The following is an 18,658-nucleotide window of genomic DNA, read 5'->3' on the forward strand; positions in this document are numbered from 1 at the left end:
GCCGGCAATTCATCGCGAATGGCTGGCGGTTCGCCGCCGTTTCCTTCATATTTGCGGAACTGGGACGCTTTAGGCTTCAAGAGATATGACCGGGTCTAGCACATTCATCGCAAGGTGCCTGCGTGGCGCCACTCGTCTGACCGCCGCGGCCGCGATGGCGCTGGCGTCGACGATGCCGCTTGCGCCTGCCTATGCGGGCGATACCGCGACGGTGCAGGATATCGGTGAAGTACGCCAGACGTTCGATTCGCTGTTCGGGACGGAGCTGCGCGGTCCGCCGACGTACTCGACCCAGTTCGAAAAGCAGCTGGCCTCGGTGGCCGAAGCGTCCAAGGGCCGCATCGGCGTTGCGGCGGTGGATCTTGCGACTGGCCGCACCATCGAAGTGCTGGGCGACCAGCGCTTCCCGATGGCCAGCACCAGCAAGATCGCGATTGCCGCCACTTTCCTGGCCGGTGTCGAGAAGGGCAAGTGGAGCCTGACCAGCGAATTCCCGCTGATGGTTCCGGTCGCCTCGGCGCCGTTCTCCACCCCGATCGCGCCGGTTCGGCCCGGCGCCTATCTATCGGCGCGCGATCTCATCGAACAGATGATAACCCGCTCCAACAACTACGCGACCGACGCCCTGCTCAAGGTCGTGGGCGGACCCAAGGCCGTGAACGACTGGGTGCACAATGTCGCGGGGATCGAGGAATGGCACCTCGATCGCGACATCGCCACGCTGGTTCGCGATGACGGCGCGATCGATCCGGCACAGGTGATCGACAAGCGCGACAGCGCCACGCCGCTGGCGATGGTGAAGCTTCTGAACGGCATCTACGACGGCAAGTGGATGAAAGCGGAAAGCCGCGACGTCATCCTCGGGGCGATGAGCCGTTGCCGCACCGGCCGGCGCCGCATCCCGGCAATGATGCCCGATGGCGTGACCGTTTCGCACAAGACCGGCTCGCTCAACAACACGTCCAGCGACGTCGGCATTATCCAGACGCCCGACGGCCATGCCTTCGCCGTGGCCATCTACGTGACCGGGCAGGGCAGCCGCCCCAACCGCGAGGCGCGCATCGCCCAGATCGCCCGCACCGTCTATGACGGCTACCTGACCGAAAGCTCCAGCTACCGCCGCACTGCCTCGCGCTGAGGAATGCGCCGGCGCAGGCCCGGTCCATCCGGATCTGGCTTTCGCGCGCATTGCGCCCGGGCCGGCAAGACGCTCCAGGCAAAAGGAAAGGCCCGCCGGACCGAAGTCCGACGGGCCTTTGCCGTCACTCCAGACTGAGCGTTCGGGCTCAGTTGGTGTGGTTGTCCATTTCCGCTTCCGCGTCCTTGGCAGCCTGCTCGGCGCTCGATGCGGCGTCGCCCGCTGCGTCGGCAGCATCTGCACCGGCATCCTTGGCGGCATCGGCGGCGTCGTTTGCAGCACCGGCCATCGCATCGCCCGCATCGTCGACAGCGCCGGCGGCGTCGGTTGCCATCGCGCTCATGTCATCGGCAGCGGAGGAGGCTGCGGCCTCGGTCGCGTCCTGGGTCTTTTCAGAGCAGGCGGCGAGCGAGAGGGCCGCAACAGCGGCGGTGGTTGCAATAACGATCTTGCGCATCTTTCAGTAATCCCTCGTTGGCAAGTTGAACCCCGATGGCGAAAGCCACGAAGCAGGCCCGGAATCTTGAACCGGGCCGGTCCCCCATGGATTAGGAGGGGGCACGCGGCGTTTCAAGCACTCGGGGCAAAACGCGCATCGGGCCGGGCGGTTCCCGAGAAAGTTCACGACCTTCATCGACCTGCCTGCTGACGCCCCGCTTCGGCACTGCTAGGGGACTGTCCATGGATCCCAAGCAGCACCTCTATCTCGTCGACGGCTCGGCCTACATTTTCCGCGCCTATCACCGCCTTCCGCCGCTGACGAACCCGGAAGGCACGCCGGTCGGTGCGGTCTACGGCTACACGACGATGCTGTGGAAGCTGGCAGACGATCTCAACAAGGCAGACGGGCCGACGCACCTGGCCGTCATCCTCGATGCCGGGAGCAAGTCGTTCCGCAACGACATCTACGAGGAATACAAGGCCAACCGTCCGCCGCCGCCCGAAGACCTGCGCCCGCAGTTCCCGCTGATCCGCGATGCGACGCGCGCCTTTTCGCTGCCATGCATCGAGGAACAGGGTTTCGAGGCCGACGACCTGATCGCCTCCTATGCCCGCGCCGCGGCCGAGCAGGGCTGGAACGTCACCATCGTCTCCTCGGACAAGGACCTGATGCAGCTGGTCGGTACTTGCGAGAAGGGCGGCGGCAAGATCGACATGCTGGACACGATGAAGAACCAGCGCATCGACATCGACGAGGTGGTCGAGAAATTCGGCGTGCCGCCGGAAAAGGTCGGCGATGTTCTGGCGCTGATGGGCGACTCGGTGGACAACGTACCGGGGGTCTATGGCGTCGGCCCCAAGACCGCGACCAAGCTGATCCAGGACTACGGCGATCTCGAAGCGGCGCTGGCTGCTGCGCCCGAGATGAAGAAGTCGAAGCTGCAGGAACGGCTGATCGAACAGGCCGAGCAGGCCCGCCTTTCGAAGGTGCTGGTCACGCTCAAGGAAGACTGCAACCTGCCGATGCCGATCGAGGACTTCAAGCTCGACGCGATCCCGCCCGAGCCTTTGGCAGCATTCCTCTCGACGCATGGTTTCACCAGCCTCCTGAAGCGCCTCAATGGCGGTGCGGGCAGCCCTGAGCGCGCGACCCAGCTCAACCCGGCCAAGCCGGTCACGGCGGGCGCCGGTCCCGCCGAAGGCGCCGCGCGCCAGTCGCCGCCGGAATTTCCCGCGCTCGACTATGCCGCCTACGAATGCGTGCAGACGCTCGAGGCTCTGCAGGCCTGGGTGGACAAGGCAGCCGCGGCGCATCTCGTCGCCGTCGATACCGAGACATCCGCGCTCGATGCCATGCAGGCCGACCTGACCGGCGTCAGCCTGGCGATCGGGCCGAACGAGGCCTGCTACATTCCCCTCGGGCACGGCGGCAGCGACATGTTCGCCGAAAAGCCGCAGCAGGTGCCGCTCGACAAGGCCATCGAGGCGCTCAAGCCGCTTCTGGAAAACGATGCGGTGCTCAAGGTCGGCCAGAACATCAAGTACGACCTCAACGTACTCGCCCGCTACGGCATCGCCGTGGCGCCGGTCGACGATACGATGATCGAGAGCTTCTGCCTCGATGCCGGTCGCTCCATCGACGGGATCGGCGGCGGTCACGGCATGGATGAACTGTCCGAGCGTCACCTCGGCCACAAGCCGATGGCGTTCAAGGACCTGTGCGGCACCGGCAAGAAGGCGATCCCCTTCGGCGAAGTCCCGCTCGACAAGGCGACCCACTATGCGGCCGAAGATGCCGACGTCACCTGGCGGCTGCACACCGTGCTCAAGCCGCGTCTCTCCGAAGAAGGCGGCACCCGCATCTACGAGCGGGTCGATCGCCCGCTGATCCCCGTCGTCGCGCAGATGGAGCGCCACGGGATCAAGGTCGACCGCGAGAAGCTGGCCGGTCTTTCCAGCCAGTTCGCCGAGACGATCGGCGCGCTCGAAGCCGAGATCCACGAGGCCGCAGGGCAGGAATTCACCATCGGCAGCCCCAAGCAGCTGGGCGAAGTACTGTTCGACAAGCTCGGCTACAAGGGCGGCAAGAAGGGCAAGTCGGGGCAGTATTCCACCGACCAGTCGGTGCTCGAGAAGCTCGCCGGCGAAGGTGCGCAGGTCGCGACCAAGGTTCTCGAATGGCGACAGCTCTCCAAGCTGCGCTCGACTTATACCGAGGCGCTGCAGGCAGCCATCAACCCGAAGACGGGCCGTGTTCATACCAGCTATTCGCTGGTCGGCGCGCAGACCGGCCGCTTGTCCTCGACCGATCCCAACCTGCAGAACATTCCGATCCGCACCGAGATCGGCCGCCAGATCCGCGACTGCTTCGTCGCGGACAGCGGCAATGTCCTGCTCGCGGCCGACTACTCGCAGATCGAGCTGCGGCTGGCCGCGTTCATGGCCGACGTGCCGAGCCTGAAGGAAGCCTTCGCCAATGGCGAGGACATCCACGCGCGCACGGCGCAGGAGATGTTCGGCACGGTCGATCGCGACACGCGCGGCCGGGCCAAGACGATCAACTTCGCGATCCTCTACGGCATTTCGCGCTGGGGCCTTGCGGGCCGTCTCGGCGTCGAGGCCGACGAGGCGCAGGCCATGATCGACCGCTACTTCGAACGCTTCCCCGGCATCCAGCGCTATATCGCCTACACGCTCGAGCAGGTGCGCGAGCGCGGCTATTCGGAGACGCTGTTCGGCCGCAAGACCTGGTTCCCGCGCATCACCTCGAAGAACCAGGCCGAGCGGCAGGGTAGCGAGCGCGCCGCGATCAATGCGCCGATCCAGGGTACATGCGCCGATATCATCAAGCGCGCGATGGTGCGCATGCAGCCCGAACTGGAACAGGCGGGCCTCGGCCACGTGCGCATGCTGCTGCAGGTGCACGACGAACTGGTCTTCGAACTTCCCGAAGCCGATGTTGCGGCGGCCTCGCAAGTCATCGAAAGGGTCATGGCGAGCGCAGCGGAACCGGCAGTCAAGCTGGACGTGCCGCTGGGCGTGGAGATCGGTTCGGGATCGAGCTGGGGCGCGGCGCACTGACCGCCCGCATCGCGGCGCGTGAAATTACGCCCTTGATTATGCTGCAATGCGGCATACCCTCGTGCGGATGATCCAGTTCATCGAGCGCAACCTCGTCGCCTTGCCCCTCTGGGCGGAGCAGCCCCTGCTTGCGTTGATTGCCGCTGCCATCGGCATTGCCATGGCACTGGTGATCCACTGGTTCCTCTTCCGCCTCCTGCGCCGGGTCGCCCGGTCGAGCAGCAACGATGCCGACGACATCGTCGTCAAGCGGCTGGCGCGGCCGACCCGCTATGCTTTCGTGGCGCTGGGCATCGTTATGGCCGCGCGCGAGATGCCGGTGCTCGATGCGGTCTGGTCGCGCTTCTCGGGCTTTGTCATGCCGCTGCTGACGGGCTGGATCGCGGTTGCGGTACTGCGCGCATTCGTCGAGGCGATGATCCTGCGAAACGACATCTCGGTCGAGGACAACCGCAATGCCCGGCGCAGGCGCACCCGGCTGGCGATCTTCAGCCGCATCGGCACATTCCTGATCGTTTTCCTGACGGTCGCGGGCATGCTCGCCTCGATCCCCGGAGTGCGCGAGATCGGGGTGACGCTGATGGCCTCGGCCGGCCTTGCGGCCCTGGCGGTCGGCGCGGCGGCCCAGCCCGCACTCAAGGCTCTCATCGCCGGATTCCAGATGGCCCTGACCGAGCCGATAGCGATCGACGACGTGGTGATCATCGACGGCGAGTGGGGCCGGATCGAGGATATCCGCACGACCTACGTGATCGTGCGCGTCTGGGACGACCGCCGGCTGGTGGTGCCGTCCAACCGTTTTCTCGAGGATACTTTCCAGAACTGGACCAAGACCAGTTCCGAACTGCTCGGCACGGTCATGATCTACCTCGACCACGGGGCCGAGATCGCGCCGATCCGCGCCGAATATTCCCGGCAGATCGCCGCGCATCGGCTCTGGGACAAGCGCGCGCAGGTGCTGCAGGTCACGGATTGCGACAACGAGGCTATCGAGGTGCGCCTGCTGATGAGCGCAAAGGACGGACCCACGCTGTTCGACTTGCGCTGCGAAATCCGCGAATCGATGCTCGACTGGATTCGCCGCGAAATGCCGCAGGCCCTGGTTCGCCGCCGCACCCTGCCGGTCGCCCCGGTGGAGCTTGCCGCCGGCCCGTCGATGGCCGCGGCCATGGCCGGTGAGGGCAGGGGTTCGCTACCTTAGGGGGCTTGCTGCCTTAGGGGCTGGCCGGCGCCGCACCTGCCAGGATTTGCGAGCGAACGCGCGGAGAGCCCGGATAGGCAGACGCCAGTTGGGTAGCTGGCCTGGCCCTGGCCCCAAGGAAAAAGCCCGGCCTGCACAGACCGGGCTTTCCCTGAGCTTCGAGCCGGGACCGATCAGTCCCCGTGTTTCCTGTCTCTAGTCGATTCCACCATGCCGGGGGTGATGAAGCCGATGGGGGCCACTTCCATCGCGCGCTTCTTCAACTCGCCCTTCATGCGGCCATACTCGTTCTCCATTTCCTCTGTCACTGTCGCGCGGCTGTCTTCCAGGGCTTCCTCGAAGTCAGCCATGCTTACCGACAGGACGTCGGCGCCGCCCTTGCGGATTGCAATGAGGCCCGCGCGGCGCACCACGTCTTCCAGGTCTGCGCCGGTGAAGCGCTCGGTCCGTTCGGCGATGTCTGCCAGCGAGACGTCTTCGGCCAGCGGCATCTTCGAGGTATGGATCCCCAGGATGTGCTCGCGTCCGGCCGTGTCGGGCGTGCCGACATAGACCAGCTCGTCGAAGCGGCCAGGGCGCAGCAGCGCCGGGTCGACAAGCGTCGGGCGGTTGGTTGCGCCGATCAGGACGACCGACTGCAGTTCCTCCATCCCGTCCATCTCGGCCAGGATCGTGTTGACCACGCGGGCGGTGACCTGCGGTTCGCCGAAACCGCCGCCTGAACCGCGGGCGGGTACGAGGCTGTCGATCTCGTCGATGAAGATGACGCAGGGGGCAACCTGGCGGGCACGGGCGAAGAGTCGGGCGATCTGCTGCTCGCTTTCGCCGTACCATTTGGACAGCAGGTCCGAGGACTTGATCGAGATGAAGTTCGCCTCGGCTTCCTTGGCGACGGCCTTGGCCAGCAGCGTCTTGCCGGTGCCCGGCGGGCCGTAGAGCAGGAAGCCCTTGGCCGGGCGGATGCCCAGCTTGTGGAACGCCTCGGGGTTCTTAAGCGGCAGTTCGATGCCTTCCTTGAGCTTGAGCTGCGCCTCGTCGAGCCCGCCGATATCGGCCCAGCCGATATTGGGCACCTGCACCATGACTTCGCGCATTGCCGAAGGCTGGATGCGCTTGAGCGCCTCGATGAAGTCCTCGCGGGTGACCGAGAGGTTCTCCAGCACCTCGGGCGGGATCGTGCGCGCTTCGAGGTCGATCTGCGGCATGATCCGGCGCACTGCCTCGATCGCGGCTTCGCGGGCGAGCGCGGCGAGGTCGGCACCGACGAAGCCATGCGTGGTACGCGCCAGTTCCTTGAGGTCCACCTTGTCGCCCAGCGGCATGCCGCGGGTGTGAATGGACAGGATCTCACGCCGCCCGCTCTCGTCGGGCACGCCTATCACGATTTCGCGGTCGAAGCGTCCGGGACGGCGAAGCGCCTCGTCGATCGCCTCGGGCCGGTTGGTTGCTGCGATAACGACCACGTGGGCGCGGCTGTTGAGGCCGTCCATCAGCGTGAGCAGCTGGGCGACGAGACGCTTTTCCGCCTCGCCGTGGACCTGGCTGCGCTTGGGCGCGATCGAATCGATCTCGTCGATGAAGATAATCGCCGGGGCAGCCTTGGTCGCCTCGTCGAACACCTCGCGCAGGGCCTTCTCGCTGTCGCCATAGCCGGAGCCCATGATCTCGGGCCCGTTGATCGAAAAGAAGTTGGCCTCGCTTTCGTTGGCGACGGCCTGCGCCAGGCGGGTCTTGCCGGTTCCCGGCGGACCATGGAGCAGCACGCCCTTGGGCGGCGCGACGCCTAGTCGGGTGAACAGCTCGGGGTAGCGGAGCGGCAGCTCGACCATTTCACGCAGCTGGCGGATGGTATCGCCCATGCCGCCCACGTCGTCGTAGTTGATGTCGCCGCGCCGGGCTTCGGCTTCCTCGAAGACCTCGCGCAGTTCGACTTCGGTATTCTCGTCGATGTGCACGATGCCGCGCGGCGTGGTCGAAACGACGTTCAGGCGGATCTGCGTCAGGGCATAGGCCGGCGCATTGAACATGCGGCGCAGTTGCGGGGGAATGTCGGCCACCTGCTGCTGACCGGTCGTGGCGACAAGGTCGCCCTGTACCATCGGACGGCCCGCGAAGTTGCGCTTGAGCGCGGCGGAGGGGCCCTGCAGGCGCATTTCCTTTTGCGCGGGGGCGAAGACGACCCGCTGGGCCGGACGCGATTCGCCCTTGCGGACCGTGACGTGATCGCCCGAACCGACTTCGGCATTGACGCGCTGGAGCCCGTCGAGCCGGATGACTTCGAGCCCTTCGTCTTCGGGATAGGCCAGAACGGCCTGAGCCACCGTCACCGACTTGCCGGTGATTTCTAGCACATCGCCCTCCATCGCGCCGATCGCCGAGAGCGATCCGCGCGACATTCGGGCAATGCCCTGGCCGCTCTCTTCCTGCCGGGCGGCCGCGACTTGCAGCCTGACCGTCCGTTCATCCACCTGGGGTGGGGCGTCCGCCATGTGATTCCTTTCCTTCGCCCATTTCCCTCGTCTGTCGCGCGTCGACATCGCGACTTTTCGGAGAGTGATCCTGAGCTAGGTATCGCCCCGAGGGATTTCAAACGAACGGTGGTGGCAATCTCAAGTTCCCGCGCGCGAAGGCGGCACTCGCGGGCACCATTCTTTGGTAACGCTCACAAACTGCGGACAAAAAAAGGCCCGGACGTTACCGACCGGGCCGTGGAAGTTTTGGGAGAGGATGCCTGAAAGGCAGTTTCGTTATGACTCCAGTCGCCCTTTTGTGCAAGTGCGAAATGCAATTTCCGGAGATGCAAAAAATTCAATTGTGATTGCGATTAAGCCAAGCGCCCTGGAGGAATCGCCGTAATGCACCGGAAATGGCAGGAAACCACATTCGAATCAGGTTTCATATTCCATTGTAATGTCTGCAGGTTTTGGCGGTGGCATGCTGCGCGCTGGGCATTCCTGCTGCGACGCGATATCTCCTAAGCTACCTCAGGATCTTGTCGCCGTATCGTCAGGCTTATTGCCTCGTGGGACTGAATCGCGGGTGAACCGATGGCCCGTTCAAGACCTGAACCAGGCCGCGACTCACCGAAAGCAGGAGGCAATGGGTCCTGGCGCTGCCAGCGAGTCGTTTTCGGTGTCCGAAGCGTCGGCTGCGCCGGAGGCCGGATTATCAGGTAAGCGGGAGACCCGCCCATGCCGTCACCCCGGATCGGTTCCAGGGCGATGGCAAGTGTCTGATCAGAGACCCGGCGTGGCGGTCAGTGTACCAGCAGAAGGGCCGGCGACTTTGCCTCGTTGAGGAAATAGGCGGTGACGCCGCCGAACAGGAATTCGCGCATCCGGCTCTTGCCGTAGGCGCCCATCACCAGGAGTTCGGCATGGTTCTGCGCCACGGCAGTTGCGATCGTCTCTTCGGTCGAGCCGCGACGCTGGTGCTCCTCGAACTCGGCGTGAATGCCGTGGCGCGAGAGATAGCGCAGCGCTTCGGTGCCGGGATAGCCGCCCGGCTTCTCGGCTACGGAAATCAACTTCACCATCTGGCAGTCGGCGAGCAGCGGCACCGAGGCGCGCAGCGCGGCAGCGGCCTGTTCGCCGCCGTCCCAGGCGATGCACGCGCGGCGGATCGGCACTTCCAGGCCCTTGCCGTCGGGCAGGGCGAGAACCGGAGTGCTGGAGATCAGCGCCACTTCGCCGGCCAGTCCGCCCGAGCGCGATACGATCACGAGATCGGACAGGCGGGCCGCACCGGCCAGGGCGTTGACCGGGTCGTCCTCGCTGCGCAGGACATTGAACGGCACATCGTCGCGCGAGAGGCGCGCCTCGATCGCTTCGGCGGCGGCATCGTCTTCGCCGCGCGCTTGTTCCAGCGCATCGGAGATCACGTAGCTACCGCCCATGGGGTCCATGGCGATGTAGCGGGTTACCGGCGTATCGACGAGGACGGTGACGTGACCGTCGGTCCGTCGTGCCAGGTCAAGCGCAGTGTTGATCCGGACATCGCTGTCCGGCTTGCGGTCCGCATTGACGAGAATCGAGCGCATGTCCATTTCTCCCACTGATTTTCGAACCTTAGCGGGAAGGTACGCTCCCGCCATGACCGAGATCAAACATTAATCGCATTTGCTGTCACGATCGGTGGCCCGGTTCCTCTTCAAAGCGTTATCGGCGCTGCCTGTTCCGGATGTGCGTCCACTGTCAGGCGGCTTGCCCGTGCGAACAGCTCGAGAATGACGGGCTCGCGTTCACGCGTGCGAATCGCCGCCTCGAAATGTACCTTCTGTTCGGGCCGCGGCAGGATTTCGACGAGGGACCCGCTCTGCAGATGCTCTCTTACCATGGTTTCGGGCAGGACCGCAGCGCCCCGTCCGCTGCAGACGATCTCGATCATGGTGCGCACGTTGTTGCAGGTATGCAGCGCCCGCGGGGCAAGGCCGTGGGCCGCCAGCGTGTTCACGGCGACGGCGTGGATCGGCGAGTGATCGGGCAGTGACCAGACCGGCAGCGGTTGCGCGAACCCGCCCGCGCGCGCCACCGCAGGGCCGGCCACCCAGGCGAGGTCAACCGAGCCGATCGGCGTCGTGCGAATCCCGGGGCTGGCTACCGGACCGGCAAGAAAGACGATGTCGCGCGTGCCCGACAAAAGCTGCTGGAGCAGGCGTGCGGTCAGGTCGAGGTCGATTTCCATGGTGACGCCGGGGCGTTCGCGCTCGATTGCGCCGATGAAGGCGGGCAGGCAGCTCGCCGCCGCTATCTCGCCCGAGCCGATGCGCACCGCGCCCGTTGCGCCGGCGAAGTCGCTCGCTTCCAGCAGTACCTGTTCCAGCCCGCTGCGCAGCGGTTCGCAGGCCTGCACAAGCCTGCGCCCGCGGGCGGTGAGAACCATTCGGCGTCCGTCGCGTTGGAATAGCGAGAGCCCCAGTTGCTCCTCGATCTCGCGCACCCGGGCGGAAATGGCCGGCTGGGTCGTGTTCAGCCGCTGCGCGGCCGCCGCGAAAGTGCCCAGGCGGTCGATCCACATGAGCGTTTCCAGATGATAGAGCGCAATCCGTTTCATAGAGCCTGCTTATCGAAACAGATAAAAAACAATCGCTATTCGTAATGTCATTGCATGTCTAGGGTGCCGCGCAAGCGAGAGGAGATCCGATGAACAAACTCTATCCCAGTGCTGAAGCTGCCCTCGACGGGCTGCTCAGGGACGGCCTGCTGATCGCCGCCGGCGGTTTCGGCCTTTGCGGCATTCCCGAGCGCCTGCTCGACGCGGTGCGCGACAGCGGGGTGAAGGACCTGACCTTCGCCTCGAACAATGCCGGCATCGACAATGAGGGCATCGGCAAGCTCCTGCGCACGCGGCAGGTGAAGAAGATGATCTCCTCCTACGTGGGCGAGAACAAGGAGTTCGAGCGCCAGTTCCTTTCGGGCGAGCTGGAGGTCGAATTCAGCCCTCAGGGTACCCTGGCCGAACGCATGCGCGCGGGCGGCGCGGGCATCCCGGGCTTCTATACCAAGACCGGCGTCGGCACCCAGGTGGCCGAGGGCAAGCCGACCATGGACTTCGACGGACAGGAATACGTGCTCGAGCGCGGCATCTTCGCGGACCTTTCGCTGGTCAAGGCGTGGAAGGCCGACGAGAGCGGAAATGTCGTGTTCCGCAAGACGGCCCGCAACTTCAACGTGCCCGCCGCAACCTGCGGCAAGGTCTGCATCGTCGAAGTGGAAGAGATCGTGCCGACCGGCTCGCTCGATCCGGATCACATCCACCTGCCCGGCGTTTACGTCCAGCGCCTCGTGCTTGGCGCGCCCTACGACAAGAAGATCGAATTCACGACGACCCGCGAAAGGGAGGCCGCCTGATGTCCGAGGAAACCAAGAAGGGCTGGGATCGCAACCAGATGGCCGCCCGCGCGGCGCAGGAACTGGAAGACGGTTTCTACGTCAACCTGGGCATCGGCATTCCGACGCTGGTCGCCAACCACGTGCCCAAGGGCGTCACCGTCACCCTGCAGTCGGAAAACGGCATGCTCGGCATCGGGCCGTTCCCCTATCCGGACGAGGTCGACCCCGACCTGATCAACGCCGGCAAGCAGACGGTCAGCGAACTGCCGCAGACCGCCTTCTTCGACAGCGCCACCAGCTTTGCGATGATCCGCGGCGGGCATATCGACCTGGCCGTTCTGGGCGCAATGGAAGTGGCCGAGAACGGCGATATCGCCAACTGGATGATCCCGGGCAAGATGATCAAGGGCATGGGCGGCGCGATGGACCTTGTCGCCGGCGTGAAGAAGATCATCGTCGTCATGGAGCATACCTCCAAGAACGGCGATCCCAAGTTCATTCCCGCCTGCACCCTGCCGCTGACAGGCAAGAACGTGGTGGACATGATCGTCACCGACCTGTGCGTGTTCCAGCGTCCGGACCACAACTCCCCGTTCAAGCTGGTGGAACTCGCGCCTGGTGTCACGGCTGAGGAAGTGGCGGCCAAGACCTCGGGCAAGTACGAGGTCTGACAAGAGTTTAAGCGCATTTGCCCCGGCATGACTTGCAGCGGTCATGCCGGGGCCGCATATCTCCCATCGCAAACCAAGCCACACGGGAGAATTCGGAGATGACCGATCTTGCTGCCATTCCGCTGACGCGCATCGACGGTGCCGGCGACAGCCTTGCCAACCACGAGGGCAAGGTCCTGCTCGTGGTCAATGTCGCTTCCAAGTGCGGCCTCACCCCGCAGTACGAGGGGCTGGAAAAGCTCTACAACGCATACAAGGACAAGGGTTTCGAAGTCCTCGGCTTCCCGGCCAACGATTTCGGTGCGCAGGAGCCGGGCAGCCATGAGGAGATCATGGAATTCTGCTCGCTCAACTACGGCGTCTCCTTTCCGCTCTTCGCCAAGGCCGACGTCACCGGCGAGGGCAAGCAGCCGCTCTATGCCGCGCTGATCGAGGCGCAGCCTGAAAAGGTCGGTCCCGCCGAGGAATTCCGCGAAAAGCTGAAGGGGTTCGGCATGACGCCGACGCAGGATCCGGAAGTGCTGTGGAACTTCGAAAAGTTCCTGATCGCCCGCGACGGGAGCGTCGCCGGCCGCTTTGCTCCGGGCGTTGAGCCTGGCGCGCCCGAGCTTGTCGGCGCCATCGAAGCCGAACTCGCGAAGTAGCTTGCCAAGTGCTCATGCCCCGGCCTAGCGGTTGGGGCATGAGCTATGTCCTGATCACCGCCAACCGCAATTATTCCAGCTGGTCGCTGCGGCCCTGGGTACTGATGAAAGCCCTCGGCATCGCTTTCGAGAACCGCGTCGAGCCGTTCACCAAGCCGGTGAACTTCGAGGAATTCCGCAGCTTCTCCCCCACAGGACAGGTGCCGGCGCTGATCGATGGTGAGCGCACCGTCTGGGATTCGCTGGGGATCGCGCTCTACCTTGCCGACCGTCACCCCGGCGTGTGGCCGCAGGACGAGGCTGCGCGCGCCTTCGCACAGAGCATCGTTGCCGAAATGCACGGCGGCTTCGCGGCCCTGCGCAACGACTGCACGATGAACGTGGGCGTGCGTGTTCGCCTGCGCCCGATGTCGCAAGCGCTCAGCCGGGACGTCGCGCGCCTGCGCGAGATGTTCGAGGAAGGGCTGGCGCGTTTCGGCGGCCCGTGGCTCGCCGGACCCGAATTCACTGCGGCCGATGCTTTCTATGCGCCGGTAGCCTTCCGCATCCGTACCTATGGTCTGGATGTGGGCGGCGGGCAGGAATGGGTCGATCGTGTGCTCGACCATCCGGCCATGCGGCAATGGGAAGCCGAAGCGCTGACCGAGACCTGGCGCGAGGAAGCGCACGAAGCGGAACTCGCCGAATGCGGCGAGATCGTCGCGGACTACCGCAAGAGCTGAATCGGTCGCAGGGGCCGCTCAGGCCTCTCCGGTTGCGACCGGACGGGAGGGATCGCTGATCCATTCGCTCCACGATCCGGGATAGAGCCGCGCGCCGGGCAAGCCTGCGATTTCCAAGGCGAGCGCATTGTGGCAGGCGGTCACGCCCGATCCGCAGCTGAGCACGGCAGGTTTGCCCTCGAGCAGCGCCGAGAAGGTTGCGGCCAGTTCCTCGGCCGAGCGGAAGCGCCCGTCGCCGTCGAGGTTGTCGCGAAAGAAGCGGTTGCGTGCCCCCGGAATGTGCCCGGCGACCGGATCGAGCGGGTTGGCGTCGCCCCGAAAGCGCGAAGGATCGCGGGCATCGAGCACTTGCGCCGCGCCGCCGTCGATGCCCGCAAGCACGTCCTGCGCGCTGACGATCCCGCCCACCAGCGGTTGGCCCGGAGTGAAATCGCCTTCGATGCCCGCCCCGGGCACTTCGCTGGTGAGGTCAAGTCCGGCGGCAACCCAGGCCGGCTTGCCACCGTCGAGCACCGCGACCGCGCGGTGTCCCATCCAGCGCAGCAGCCACCAGGCCCGCGCCGCCCACGCTCCGCCGTTCGAATCGTAGGCGACGACCTGCTGGCCCTTGCGCAGGCCGAGGCTGCGCAGCCAGGCGGCAAAGGTATCTCGGTCCGGCAAGGGGTGGCGGCCGTTCGAGCCGTCGGGTGCGCTGGCTAGGTCGTTGTCCAGGTGGGCATATCGGGCACCCGGCAGGTGCTCCTGCGCATAGACCGTGCGGCCCTTTTCCGGCGTGGCCAGGTCGAACTCGCAGTCGAGAAGAAGGACCGACGTGCCGCATTCCAGCAGGGCCTGCAGCTCCGCGACCGAAATCAGTGTTTCGAAGGGCGTCTTGTCGTTCATGGTGCCTCGCACGTCCGGTTCCCTGCCTGCACCGCAGTAGGGACCGGCAGCCGCAATGTCGACGCATGTCGGTAGATCGGGCCAATCAGCCCGGCAGGGCCCCGATCCGCTCGATGGCGCGGGTGCGGGTAAGGCGAGGGGTCATGAACCCCTCGCCCCGGACCGGATCAGGCCAGCGCGGCCTTGAGGTCGTCCACCAGGTCGGTGCGTTCCCAAGGGAACAGGTCGCCGCTGGGCTGACGGCCGAAGTGGCCGTAGGCCGCCGTGCAGGCGTAGATCGGCTTGTTGAGGCCAAGCCCGACTCGGATCCCGCGCGGGGTGAGGCCGCCCAGGCGCTCCTTGGCGACCTTGGTGATCGCGGCTTCCAGCGCTTCCTCGCTGACCGTGCCGGTATCATGCAGGTTCACGTAGAGCGAAAGCGGCTCGGAAATGCCGATCGCGTAGGACACCTGGATCGTGCAGCGCTTGGCAAGGCCGGCCGCGACGACGTTCTTGGCAAGGTAGCGGGTGACGTAGGCTGCAGAACGGTCGACCTTGGTCGGGTCCTTGCCCGAGAATGCACCGCCGCCGTGCGGGGCCGCGCCGCCGTAAGTGTCGACGATGATCTTGCGGCCGGTGAGGCCGGCATCGCCGTCGGGGCCGCCGATCTCGAACTTGCCGGTCGGGTTGATGTGGAACACCGTCTCGCCGGTCACGAAGCCTTCGGGCAGGATCTCGGTGACGACGCGCTTCACGTAGTCCTTGAGCTGCGCTTCCTTCTCGCCCTCGTGGTAGCCCGGCTTGTGCTGGGTCGAGACGACGACGGCAGTTGCGGCGACCGGCACGCCGTTATGGAAGCGCAGGGTGACCTGGCTCTTGGCGTCGGGTTCGAGGAAAGCCGCTTCGCCCGACTTGCGGTCGGTCGCGAGGCGCTGGAGGATCTTGTGGCTGTAGTCGAGCGTCGCCGGCATCAGGTCCGGCGTCTCGTCACAGGCGAAACCGAACATGATGCCCTGGTCGCCGGCGCCTTCGTCCTTGTTGCCGGCCGAATCGACGCCCTGCGCGATGTCGGCGCTCTGCGGGTGCAGGTGGTTTTCGAAGGTCAGGTCCTTCCAGTGGAAGCCGTCCTGAGCGTAGCCGATGCGGTGCACGGTTTCGCGAACGACGCGCTGGATTTCCTCCTGCGCGCCTTCTTCCCAGTGACCGTTCCGGTCGATCATGCCCTTGCCGCGCACTTCCCCCGCCAGCACGACGCGCTGGGTGGTAGTGAGCGTCTCGCACGCGACGCGCGCTTCGGGGTCGCGCGAGAGGAAGAGATCGACGATGGCATCGGAAATCTGGTCCGAAACCTTGTCGGGATGGCCTTCCGAGACGCTCTCGGAGGTGAAGACGTAGTCACTGCGCATGTTGGGCACCGGGATATAAAGATTGCTTTATGTCTGTTGCCGTTTACCTCCCGCGGCGGCCGAGTGCAACCACGGAAAGCGCCAGAAGGGCAAGGAATGCGCTGAAGGCGAGCGGGAGGGCATTGCCGTAGCGGGCGAAAAGCGTGGGTTCATGCGGCGGCGGGATGCGGCCGTCGAGGCGTCCGGCGCGGCGCCAGGGGACGAACTTGCGCACGATCCCGTCGGCGTCGACGACGGCGCTGATGCCGGTGGTGGTCGAACGCAGGACCGGCAGCCCTTCCTCGATCGCCCGCAGACGGGCCTGTGCCAGGTGCTGCGGCGGGCCCCAGGTGCCGAACCATCCGTCGTTCGAGGGATTGAAGATGTAGTCCGGGCGATTGCGGGGATCGACGACCTGGCCGCTGAAGATGATTTCGTAGCAGATCTGGATGCCGGCCTCGCCATAGCTGCCGAGATCGTAAGTGCGTGGCCCCGGGCCGGGCCAGAAGTCCAGCGATCCGGCCACCAGACGGCGGGCGCCCAGCGGTTCCAGCAGCCAGCGCATGGCGAGATATTCGCCGTAGGGCACGAGGTGCGCCTTGGAATAGCTGGCAAGGATGTGCCCTTCGCCATCGAAGGCGGTGACGGTGTTGCGCGCGCCCACGCTCTCGCCGTCCCTCATCACCAGGTCGACCGCGCCGGTCAGCAGCACGCTGTAAGAGCCGATCATGCGGCCGATGCGCTGGCGGGCCAGCAGCGGATCTCCGGCATAAGTGTACATGCGGTAGAGGTAATCCGGATACCCGTCGCGCAAGTAGTCGCCCAGCCCCGATTCCGGCCAGAACACCACGCGCTTCTCGCCCGGTCGGCGCTGCAGCGACAGCCTGGCGAGCTTGATGAAATTCGCTTCGTACTCGCGCGGATCGTCGATGACCTCCTGCCGCAGGTCGGGCTGGACGAGGGTGTAGTGGATCTCGCCTTCCTCGCGCTTGGCCCAGCGGTCGGGCCCGGTCATCACCATTATGAGCGGTGCGGCGAGCGCGAGGAGCGCAAGCGCGCAGGCCCAGCGGCCATGGCCGCTGCGAGCAGAGCCCAGACGAGCAAGGTAGCCGGGCAGGCAGGCCAGCAGGACCAGTACGCCGGACAGGCCGTAGGTCCCGATCCAGGGGGCCAGCAATGCCAGCCCGCGCGTGTCGAACTGGCCGAGCAGGGCGACGCCCAGCGGATTCCACGAGAACCCGGTGAAGACCCAGGCGCGCAGCCACTCAGTCACGATCCAGGCGGCCGGGAGCGCGAAAAGGACGATCAGGAAGGCTGCGGGGCCTGCCGCTGAGGTGGCCTTTTCCTTGCCATTTCCCTTGACCTTGCGCCCAGCCTTGAGCGCCAGCCATGCGCACAGCGCGGCAAGGGCGGGATAGATCGCGAGATAGAGCGAGAGCAGGAATACGGCGATGCTGCCCAGCCACGCGGGCATTTCCGCCTGGTAGGTGAAGGCGGTCGCAATCCAGTTGTTGCCGAGAGTGAAGTGGCCGAGGCCGAAGCACCAGCCAAGCAGGAAGGCGCTGCGTCCGCTGCCGGCCCGCACGACGAGCTCGGCGAGAATGGCGATCCCTGCAAGGGTCAGCGGCCAGAGCGAGAGGGGCTGGAAACCGCAGGCGGCCACTGCGCCTGCGAGGATTGCAAGCAGGCCCGCGGCAAGGCGCGGGAAGCGGTCGAGGATCGACAGGGGATTGCGGGAGGCCGGAGCGTGCCGAGGGAAATTCATCGGCGCCGGTATGTAAGCCAGCCCGGCCGCGACGCAAGCGAAGTTGCGCGCGGCCGGATTGGTTGTCGTATCAGTCTACGGTTTCCAGCGCGCTGCCGCTGCTGCCGTCTTCGTTCGAAGCGCTGGCCTTGCGGGTCCGGCGGCGCTTGGGCTTTTCCTCGCCCTCCGCGCTCGCTTCGGGCTTGGCCTTGGCGCGGGTACGGCGCTTGGGCTTTTCTTCCGCCTTGGCCGCGATCGGCGGCGGCAGGGTTGCCGGATCGAAACCGTCGGAGGCATTCTGCGCGTCCTCGGCATGGCCCTGCTTGGCTTCGGCGCCTTCGCTGGCGTCGGCTTCCTCGTTGCCGTCGCCCGCGTCATCGCCGCGGCGCGGCTTGCGCTGCTTCAGGCCGCCACGGGGGCCGCGATTCTCGCGCACGAAGGGGTTTTGCGGCGGTTCGTAGATCGAACCGTCATTGCCTTCGGCCTCTTCCTTTGCTTCGACCTGCTCGGCAGGAGCCTCGTTGCCGCGCTGGTAGCGCTGGCCGCGATCCTGCTGGTGATAGCGCGGGGTTTCGCCCTCGTTCTCGTCCTCGGAACCGGCGTCGTCGCCGTAATCCTGCGAACGATCGTCGCGGCGCGGCTGGCGCGATTCTTCCTGTCGCTGCTTCTGGTCGGCAATGACACGGAAGTAGTGGTCAGCAAACTGGAGGTAGTATTCCTCCTGGACACGGTCCCCATTGAGGTGCGCGTCATGGGCCAGCTTCCGATACTTCTCCAGCAGCTGCGGTGCATTGCCCCGCGCCCTGCTGTCGATCCGGTTCATCTGCTGTCCGCCCTGCTGACGGTTATTGCCGCGGCCACGCCTGCGGTTATTACCACGATTGTTATTCAAGGATTACGTTCCTCAAAACCCCTGGCTGCCGTCCAGAATGCCTGGCG

The 18,658-nt window shown here is 65.6% G+C and carries 15 protein-coding genes; 7 read left to right on the forward strand and 8 right to left on the reverse strand.

Annotated features, from left to right (window positions below; translation table 11 throughout):
• The first annotated feature begins 172 nt into the window (after positions 1–172).
• Positions 173–1,138, forward strand: coding sequence for a serine hydrolase (locus J3474_RS05320; RefSeq protein ID WP_038577529.1), 966 nt, complete (start codon positions 173–175; stop codon positions 1,136–1,138).
• A gap of 148 nt (positions 1,139–1,286) precedes the next feature.
• Here J3474_RS05320 and J3474_RS05325 read toward each other — a convergent pair whose 3' ends face one another.
• Entirely contained in the window at positions 1,287–1,595 is a 309-nt protein-coding gene (locus tag J3474_RS05325; RefSeq protein WP_007012464.1) for a hypothetical protein, read from the reverse strand.
• A gap of 224 nt (positions 1,596–1,819) precedes the next feature.
• On the opposite strand from J3474_RS05325, the gene polA reads away from it, so the two are divergent.
• On the forward strand, positions 1,820–4,660 hold the full coding sequence (gene polA / locus J3474_RS05330) for a DNA polymerase I (RefSeq protein ID WP_013831819.1): 2,841 nt from the start codon (positions 1,820–1,822) through the stop codon (positions 4,658–4,660).
• 67 nt (positions 4,661–4,727) lie between these two features.
• Positions 4,728–5,861 carry a mechanosensitive ion channel family protein gene (locus J3474_RS05335; protein WP_207093593.1) on the forward strand — a complete coding sequence of 378 codons (1,134 nt, stop codon included), beginning with the start codon at positions 4,728–4,730 and terminating at the stop codon, positions 5,859–5,861.
• A 173-nt stretch (positions 5,862–6,034) separates the two neighbouring features.
• Here the strand turns inward: J3474_RS05335 and J3474_RS05340 are convergent, their stop codons facing one another.
• The 3 genes from J3474_RS05340 to J3474_RS05350 form a co-directional block, all read right to left on the reverse strand.
• A complete protein-coding gene (locus J3474_RS05340; protein WP_013831821.1) occupies positions 6,035–8,350 on the reverse strand; it encodes a CDC48 family AAA ATPase in 2,316 nt (771 codons plus the stop codon).
• Between the two features lie 767 nt (positions 8,351–9,117).
• Positions 9,118–9,900: a universal stress protein gene (locus J3474_RS05345; RefSeq protein ID WP_013831822.1), complete on the reverse strand. Its 783-nt coding sequence runs from the start codon at positions 9,898–9,900 to the stop codon at positions 9,118–9,120.
• Positions 9,901–10,010: 110 nt separating this feature from the next.
• The gene (locus J3474_RS05350) at positions 10,011–10,913 is read right to left on the reverse strand and encodes a LysR family transcriptional regulator (RefSeq protein WP_013831823.1); all 903 of its coding nucleotides are present in this window, start codon (positions 10,911–10,913) and stop codon (positions 10,011–10,013) included.
• 89 nt (positions 10,914–11,002) lie between these two features.
• Between J3474_RS05350 and J3474_RS05355 the strand changes: the two genes are divergently transcribed.
• From J3474_RS05355 to J3474_RS05370, 4 genes are all read left to right on the forward strand, one after another.
• On the forward strand, positions 11,003–11,710 hold the full coding sequence (locus tag J3474_RS05355) for a CoA transferase subunit A (protein ID WP_013831824.1): 708 nt from the start codon (positions 11,003–11,005) through the stop codon (positions 11,708–11,710).
• Positions 11,710–12,363, forward strand: a complete 654-nt coding sequence (locus tag J3474_RS05360; RefSeq protein ID WP_007012457.1) for a CoA transferase subunit B — start codon at positions 11,710–11,712, stop codon at positions 12,361–12,363. Before J3474_RS05355 ends, J3474_RS05360 begins: the two co-directional genes overlap by 1 nt.
• 98 nt (positions 12,364–12,461) lie before the next feature.
• Positions 12,462–13,007: a glutathione peroxidase gene (locus tag J3474_RS05365; protein WP_207093343.1), complete on the forward strand. Its 546-nt coding sequence runs from the start codon at positions 12,462–12,464 to the stop codon at positions 13,005–13,007.
• Positions 13,008–13,045: 38 nt separating this feature from the next.
• Positions 13,046–13,729, forward strand: coding sequence for a glutathione S-transferase family protein (locus J3474_RS05370; RefSeq protein WP_207093594.1), 684 nt, complete (start codon positions 13,046–13,048; stop codon positions 13,727–13,729).
• 18 nt (positions 13,730–13,747) lie between these two features.
• On the opposite strand, the gene J3474_RS05375 is transcribed toward J3474_RS05370, so the two are convergent.
• The 4 genes from J3474_RS05375 to J3474_RS05390 all read right to left on the reverse strand — a co-directional run bounded on the left by J3474_RS05375 (position 13,748) and on the right by J3474_RS05390 (position 18,611).
• On the reverse strand, positions 13,748–14,611 hold the full coding sequence (locus J3474_RS05375) for a sulfurtransferase (RefSeq protein WP_207093344.1): 864 nt from the start codon (positions 14,609–14,611) through the stop codon (positions 13,748–13,750).
• 167 nt (positions 14,612–14,778) lie between these two features.
• Positions 14,779–15,996: a methionine adenosyltransferase gene (gene metK, locus J3474_RS05380; RefSeq protein ID WP_013831828.1), complete on the reverse strand. Its 1,218-nt coding sequence runs from the start codon at positions 15,994–15,996 to the stop codon at positions 14,779–14,781.
• A gap of 43 nt (positions 15,997–16,039) precedes the next feature.
• Complete coding sequence (gene lnt / locus J3474_RS05385) at positions 16,040–17,740, reverse strand: apolipoprotein N-acyltransferase (protein WP_207093345.1); 1,701 nt, start codon at positions 17,738–17,740, stop codon at positions 16,040–16,042.
• 70 nt (positions 17,741–17,810) lie between these two features.
• Entirely contained in the window at positions 17,811–18,611 is an 801-nt protein-coding gene (locus J3474_RS05390) for a DUF4167 domain-containing protein (RefSeq protein WP_207093346.1), read from the reverse strand.
• Between the last annotated feature and the right edge of the window lie 47 nt (positions 18,612–18,658).

This window comes from Novosphingobium sp. PY1 (assembly GCF_017312445.1).
Taxonomy (GTDB): domain Bacteria; phylum Pseudomonadota; class Alphaproteobacteria; order Sphingomonadales; family Sphingomonadaceae; genus Novosphingobium.